Source organism: Nocardia fusca NBRC 14340 (genome assembly GCF_001618425.1).
GTDB classification, from domain to species: Bacteria; Actinomycetota; Actinomycetes; order Mycobacteriales; family Mycobacteriaceae; genus Nocardia; species Nocardia fusca.
In genome coordinates, this window is the sequence record NZ_BDCU01000002.1 from 55,094 (window position 1) to 61,945 (window position 6,852).

A 6,852-nucleotide genomic window follows, 5' to 3' on the forward strand; every position below is an offset into this window, starting at 1 on the left:
TTCGTTCGTCCGCTCAGCGGTTGATCACTGTGTGCGGATGCAGATACGGCAGCTGGTCGGCAGCCACCGGGAACTCGGTGTCCTCGCCGAAGGGCGAGAGATTACCGGAGCGGGACGCCGACAGCTCGGTGACCGCATGCTCACCGTCGGCCACCTCGGGCCAGCCGTTGTCGATATAGGGTTTCTTCGATTTGTTCACCACATCCTCATTCTGGCATGTCCCTGCCGCGGCGCCGCATGTCAACCGCCTCGGTGACACACGCCGCACCCTCGGGCCCACCGTGCCGGACCGAGCCGCGGGGGTCACCGGGCCGCGCCCCACCGAACCCGCGGCGCCCGGCTAGTCTGGACCGGATGACCGGCCAAGATTCGTTCACCGCCTGGCTCGGCGCCCGATCCGACGCACAGCTGGTGGCACTGCTGGAACGTCGGCCCGATCTCGCGGTACCGCTGCCGTCCTCCATGGCAGTGCTCGCCGCCCGCGCCGAACAGCGCGCTTCGGTACTGCGCGCGGCCGACGATCTCGGCACCGTGCCCTTCGCGATCGTGGAAGCGCTGGCCCTGCACACCGCGGGCGGCGGCGAACCGATGACCCGCACCGAACTCAAACGCGCGCTGCGTGCCCGGGCCAAGGCCGCGACGGTGGACGCGGCCGTCACCGAACTGGCCGACCGGGCGCTGCTCTGGTTCGAAGGCGAGCGCATCCGCCTCGTGCCCGCCGTCGCCGAGGCGCTGCCGTGGCCGTTGGGCAGCGGAGCGGAGACCACCCCGGCGCCGTCCGAATCGGAGATAGCCGCCGCGCTCACCGAGCTCCCGGAGGCCGAGCGCGCGCTCCTGGACAAACTCGCCGGGACCGGACCACGCGGACGCACCCGCGATGCCGCCCCGGACGCGCCCGCCGACCGGCCCGTGCCCCGGCTGCTGGCGGCACGACTGCTCCGCCGGATCGACGACGAGACAGTGGAGTTGCCGGCTGCCGTGGGCCAGGTGCTGCGCGGCGAACCGGTCACCGACCCGTACCGGCTCGCCGAACCCGAGCCCCGGACGATCCCGCACCCGTTGGGTGAAGTCGACGGTGTCGGGGCGGGCGAGGTCGGTGAACTGCTCCGGCACTGCGCCGCGATCCTGGAAGTACTGGGTCAGCTGCCCGCTCCGGCTCTGCGCGCGGGTGGTCTCGGCGTGCGGGAACTGCGCCGGATAGCCAAGGCGGCCGGTATCGACGAGACCCGGGCGGGTCTGCTGGTGGAACTGCTGGCGGCGGCGAAACTGATCGAGAAGGGTTTCCCGGACCCGCCGCCGGAGGCCGACGCCGACGATTTCTGGGCGCCGACCCCGGCCGCGGATTCCTGGCTGGAGGCGCCGTCGGCCCGCCGCTGGGTACCGCTGGCACACGCCTGGCTGGAACTGGACCGGTATCCGTGGATAATCGGACTGCGTGATGCCGCGGACAAGCCGCTGGCCGCGCTCGCCCACGAACTCCGGGTGCCGTACGCCGCGCGGGACCGGCGGATCGTGCTCGAGGCCCTCGCCGAGCAACCGCCCGGCATCGAACTCGAACCCGCCGGACTCGCCCGGCTGCTGGCCTGGCGCACCCCGCGGCGGCGGCGGCATTTCCGCCGGCAAGTGGTCGACAACACCCTGTACGAGGCCGCCGCGCTCGGTGTGGTGGGCCGGGGCGCGCTCACCGGCGCGGGCCGGATGCTACTGACCGATACCCTCGCGGCCGCCGAAACCGCGCTGGAGGCCGCCCTCCCCGAGCCGGTGGACCATGTGCTGGTGCAGGCCGACCTGACGGTGGTGGCGCCCGGGCCGCTGACCGCCGATCTGCAGCGCCGGATCGAATTGGTCGCCGATGTGGAGTCTTCCGGTGCGGCCACCGTCTACCGGATCGGGGAGTCCACCCTGCGCCGCGCGCTCGACGCCGGTCTCACCGCCGCCGAGCTGCACAATCTCTTCGGTCGGCACTCCCGGACTCCGGTTCCGCAGACCCTCACCTACCTGATCGACGATGTGGCGCGGCGGCACGGCCGGTTGCGGGCCGGAATGGCGCAGTCGTTCGTGCGCAGCGAGGACCCGGCACTACTGGCACAGGTCCTGGCCGCCCCGGTGGCCGAGACCCTGGCTCTGCGCGGTATCGCCCCGACGGTGGCGATATCGCAGGCGCCGCTGGGCGAACTGTTCGAAGAACTGCGCCGGGCGGGTTTCGCACCCGCGGGCGAGGACTCCTCCGGTGCGATCGTGGATCTGCGTCAACGGGGTGCGCGGATCGGTGTGCGGCCGCTGGCCCGGCAACCGTATCGGCCGACCCCACCCACGACCGATCAGCTGGAGCTGCTGGTCACCGAGCTACGTGCCGGGGAGCGCGCCGCGACCGCCACCTCCGGGCAGGTGGTACGCAGCGACGGCACCCGCACCAGCACGGCCGCCGCCCTGGCACTGCTGCAGCTGGCCGCACGGGTGCGGCGGCAGGTCCACATCGGCTATGTCGACGCCAAGGGCACCGCGATCCAGCGGGTCGTCGAGCCGGTGCGGGTCGGCAACGGGCAGCTCGACGCGCTGGACCCGGTGACCGGCACGGTCCGGCAGTTCACCCTGCATCGGATCTCGTCGGTCGCGCTGCTCGAATAACCGTGCCGTCGCGGCGCTCAGCCGCGTAGTGACCCCGGGTAGAGATACTGCTCGGGCGGCGGGGTGGTACCGCGCAGCCAGGCGTCGAAGAACCCGGTGAGATCGGTCGGCGATTTGGACTGGACGAAGGCGCGGAAGTCCCGCATCGAGGCATTGCCGTAGGCGTGGACGGTCGCGAATTCGCGTAAGGCCGCGAAGAAGATCTCGTCCCCCAGCTGTTTCCGCAGAGCGTGCATGAACAGCGGCCCCCGGTAATACACCGAGGTGAACATTTTCTCCGGGCCGGGATCCTCCAGCGGAACGGCCCAGAATTTCGGCTTCGCCAGCATCTCCCGGACAGTCCTGCGGTATTCGGCGTCCACATCGGCGCCTTCGGTCCGCTCGGGCCACAGATAGTCGGCGGTATAGCTGGCAATGCATTCGTTGAGGCAGATATCGGACCAGCTCTGCACCGAAACCGAATCGCCCCACCACTGGTGGGCGGTCTCGTGCACCACGGTGTTCAGGTCCGCCCAGGCCGCATAGGTGGGCCGGGTCTGGGTTTCCAGGGAGAACGGAATGTCGACGGACAGGAAGATACCGCCGCCGGTGTCGAACGGGTACGGACCGTACAGACTTTCGGTGAAATCGAGCACCTGCGGCAGCTTTTCCTCGTATTGCCGCAAACCCTCGGCACCCGGCGCGAAAGCGCTGAGCAGCGGTGTGCCGTTCGCGCGGCGCTGCTCCAGATATTCGAACCGGTCGATGGCGACAGTGGTGAGATAGCCGATCACCGGATGCCGCTGCTCCCAGCTCACGGTGCGGAATCCGTCGCGCACCTCGTCGCGCACCCGCACACCGCCCGACATCACCTCCCATTCCTCTGGCACGGTCGTGTGCAGTGTGAAGGTCGCCTTGTCCCGCGGGGAATCGTTGAGCGGATACCAGGTGGAGGCCGAATGTGGTTGTCCGGCGGCGAAAACACCACCGGTGGGGGCGTAGGTCCAGCCCTCGCCGCGGGTATCGGGAGCGGTACCCGCGTAGTCGACGGTGACGGTGAAGGGCAGGCCGGGCAGCAGCGGCAGGGCCGGGCGCACGACCAGCTCGTGCGGTTTCTGCCATTCGAAGCCGGCCGGCGCGTTGTTCACCCGCACGGCACGCACCGGAGGTCCGCTGTAATCGAGGTTGAGCGCGGTCAGGGGCTGGGTGGCGGCCGCGTCGATCCGGGTGGATCCGGTGAGCTGATGATCGGCCGGATCGTAGCCGAGGGTCACGTCGTAGTGGGCGACGTCGTAGCCGCCGTTACCGTCCCGCGGAAAGTAGGGGTCGCCCAGGCCGTCCGAACCCGCCAGCGACGCGGCCGGCGCCTGTGCCGCGGCCGGAACCAGCGCCGGGCTCGCCAGCACCACCACCCCGGCGATCAGCCAGCGGCCGAGCCTCATGCGTTTTCCACCTTCCGTGATCGAGTTGTGTTTCCCGGTTTATCTCGCCCGACGACGTTAGTCGCATCCGGTCCCGGTTTGCGGTACCCCGGAAAACGCGGCGCGCGAGGGTTTCCCGGCGCGCGGTCCACCGGATGCCCGGCGGCACCGGCACCGGTTCAGGCGCCGAGTCCCTCCGGCAGCCGGCCCGGATCGAGCAGCAACCGCTTGGCCGCACTGCGATGGACCTCGTCGGCGCGGGCGAGATTGTCGGTGAGCAGCCGCCATTCGTTCTCGGCGATGGCCGCGCGCGCCCGCTCGATCACCGCGGTATCGGCGGTGCCCCAGGCGATCGGCATCGTCTCGACCGGAAGCCAGCGCTCGCCGATCGAGCGGGTGGTCCGGTCACCGCGCACCGCGACAGCCGGAACGCGCTCCCCCGCGGCGACCCGATGCCCCGGCAGATGACGCACCTTCTTGGTGACCAGCGCGTACCGCTGCTCGCCGGAATCGCGGCGCGCCAGATTGACCAGGGCGAGCAGTACCGCGCCGCGTGTCTGGATCCGCGAGACCACCGCCGGCACCAGTTCCCCCTCGGCGTAGAGGCGGTCGATACCGGCCCGGCGCGGTGCCCACAACGCCACCCACAGCGCCGTCGCCGCCCCCAGCGCACAGGCCAGGGCCAGCGGGTAGGACCAGGGGTGCCCCAGCCACACCAGATAGGCGGTGGCGGCCGTGGCGGCGACGGCGGCGAGCACCGCGGACAGCCGCACTCTGCGGCGTCCGGCGACTACTTCATTGACCGCGTGGGCGTGCCGGCGGTCCACCGCGAATTCGAAGCGTCGCACGTCGCCATTCCTAACACAGTCAGTGGAGTTCGGAATGCCCTTATTGTTCGCCGGGTCCGATAGCGGGGCCCAGCAGATCGTCGGCATCTGTTATGCGATAGGCATAACCCTGCTCGGCGAGGAAGCGTTGCCGATGTGCAGCATAATCCGCGTCCAGAGTGTCGCGGGCCACCACCGAATAGAAATGGGCCTGACCGCCGTCCTGTTTGGGCCGCAACAGCCGGCCCAGCCGCTGGGCCTCTTCCTGGCGCGAACCGAAGGTTCCGGAAACCTGCACCGCCACCGAGGCCTCCGGTAGGTCGATGGAGAAGTTCGCGACCTTGCTGACCACGAGAACCGGGATCTCGCCGCGGCGGAAGGCGTCGAACAGCGCCTCGCGCTCCTTGTTCTTCGTCGACCCCTGGATCACCGGTGCGTCCAGGGCGGCGCCCAGTTCGTCGAGCTGGTCCAGATACGCGCCGATGACGAGGGTGGGCGCACCGCGATGCCGGTCCAGGATGGATTTCACCACCGCGATCTTGGTGTGCGCGGTGGAACAGAGCTTGTAGCGCTCTTCGGGCTCGGCGGTCGCGTAGGCCATCCGCTCGGCATCGGTCAGCGTGACCCGGACCTCGATACAGTCGGCCGGAGCGATCCAGCCCTGGGCCTCGATATCCTTCCACGGCGCGTCGTAGCGTTTGGGGCCGATCAACGAGAAGACATCGCCCTCCCGGCCATCCTCCCGGACCAGGGTCGCGGTGAGACCGAGCCGGCGCCGCGACTGCAGATCGGCCGTCATCCGGAAAACGGGGGCGGGCAGCAGATGTACCTCGTCGTAGATCACCAGCCCCCAGTCCCGGCTGTCGAAGAGTTCCAGATGCTTGTACTCACCCTTCGATTTACGGGTGATCACCTGGTAGGTGGCGATGGTGACCGGCCGGATCTCCTTGCGCTCCCCGGAGTACTCACCGATCTCCTCATCGGTGAGCGAGGTACGCGCGAGCAGCTCCCGCCGCCACTGGCGGCCGGCGACGGTATTGGTCACCAGGATGAGGGTGGTGGCCTTGGCGCGCGCCATCGCGGCGGCGCCCACCATCGTCTTGCCCGCCCCGCACGGCAGCACCACCACCCCGGATCCGCCCGCCCAGAAGGAATCGGCGGCCATTTCCTGATAGTCGCGCAACTGCCAGCTCGCGCCGTGGAAGTCCAGGTCGATCTGATGGGCCTCGCCGTCTACGTAGCCGGCCAGGTCCTCGGCGGGCCAGCCGATCTTGAGCAGCTGTTGTTTGATGTGCCCGCGCTCGGACGGGTGCACCACCACCGTGTCCTCGTCGATACGTTCACCGAGCATGGGGGCGATCTTCTTGTGCCGCAGCACCTCGGCGAGTACCGCGCGGTCCAGGCTGACCAGAGTCAATCCGTGTGCCGGGTGTTTCACCAGCTGCAATCGCCCGTAACGGGCCATCGTCTCGACGATATCGACCAGCAGCGGCTGGGGCACCGGGAACCGGGAGTGCCCGACCAGCGCGTCCACCACCTGCTCCGCGTCGTGCCCCGCGGCCCGCGCGTTCCACAGCGCCAGTGGCGTCACCCGGTAGGTGTGCACGTGTTCGGGCGCCCGCTCCAACTCGGCGAACGGAGCGATCGCCTGGCGCGCCACATCCGCGAGTTCGTGATCGACTTCCAGCAACACTGTTTTATCGCTCTGCACGATCAGCGGCCCATCCGCCACAGGACACCTCCTCACCTCGGCTCCGACCATTGTCCCTGAACACACCGACAGCGCACCGATCCGTGACACCGGCCACGTCCCACTCCCTGCTTACCCGCCGGAAAAGGGGAAATCTGCCTCCCTCTCCGCGAAGAGTCCACATACGACCACGTTGTCGGCGAGCGGATCGGCCGTGCGGATGTAGCAGTGCGCGGGTTGCTCCATCGGCCACCGAGACCTCGAATGCCGCCGCAACCCCCGTGCGTCGAGTTTTGCGAGACATCTC

General features: G+C 69.4%; 5 protein-coding genes. 1 reads left to right on the forward strand and 4 read right to left on the reverse strand.

What is annotated here, in order from left to right; all coding sequences use genetic code 11:
• Window positions 1–13: 13 nt before the first annotated feature.
• On the reverse strand, window positions 14–202 hold the full coding sequence (locus NF4_RS00435) for a hypothetical protein (protein ID WP_063062374.1): 189 nt from the start codon (window positions 200–202) through the stop codon (window positions 14–16).
• Between the two features lie 152 nt (window positions 203–354).
• Here NF4_RS00435 and NF4_RS00440 point away from each other — a divergent pair, with 152 nt between their 5' ends.
• The gene (locus NF4_RS00440; protein WP_063125310.1) at window positions 355–2,628 is read left to right on the forward strand and encodes a helicase-associated domain-containing protein; all 2,274 of its coding nucleotides are present in this window, start codon (window positions 355–357) and stop codon (window positions 2,626–2,628) included.
• A gap of 17 nt (window positions 2,629–2,645) precedes the next feature.
• On the opposite strand, the gene NF4_RS00445 is transcribed toward NF4_RS00440, so the two are convergent.
• From NF4_RS00445 to NF4_RS00455, 3 genes are all read right to left on the reverse strand, one after another.
• Window positions 2,646–4,049 (reverse strand): M1 family metallopeptidase, encoded by a 1,404-nt coding sequence (locus NF4_RS00445; protein WP_063125311.1) that lies wholly within the window; start codon window positions 4,047–4,049, stop codon window positions 2,646–2,648.
• A gap of 158 nt (window positions 4,050–4,207) precedes the next feature.
• Window positions 4,208–4,876 carry a DUF3239 domain-containing protein gene (locus NF4_RS00450; RefSeq protein WP_063814464.1) on the reverse strand — a complete coding sequence of 223 codons (669 nt, stop codon included), beginning with the start codon at window positions 4,874–4,876 and terminating at the stop codon, window positions 4,208–4,210.
• Window positions 4,877–4,916: 40 nt separating this feature from the next.
• Complete coding sequence (locus tag NF4_RS00455) at window positions 4,917–6,587, reverse strand: DNA repair helicase XPB (RefSeq protein ID WP_063125312.1); 1,671 nt, start codon at window positions 6,585–6,587, stop codon at window positions 4,917–4,919.
• Window positions 6,588–6,852 lie beyond the last annotated feature (265 nt).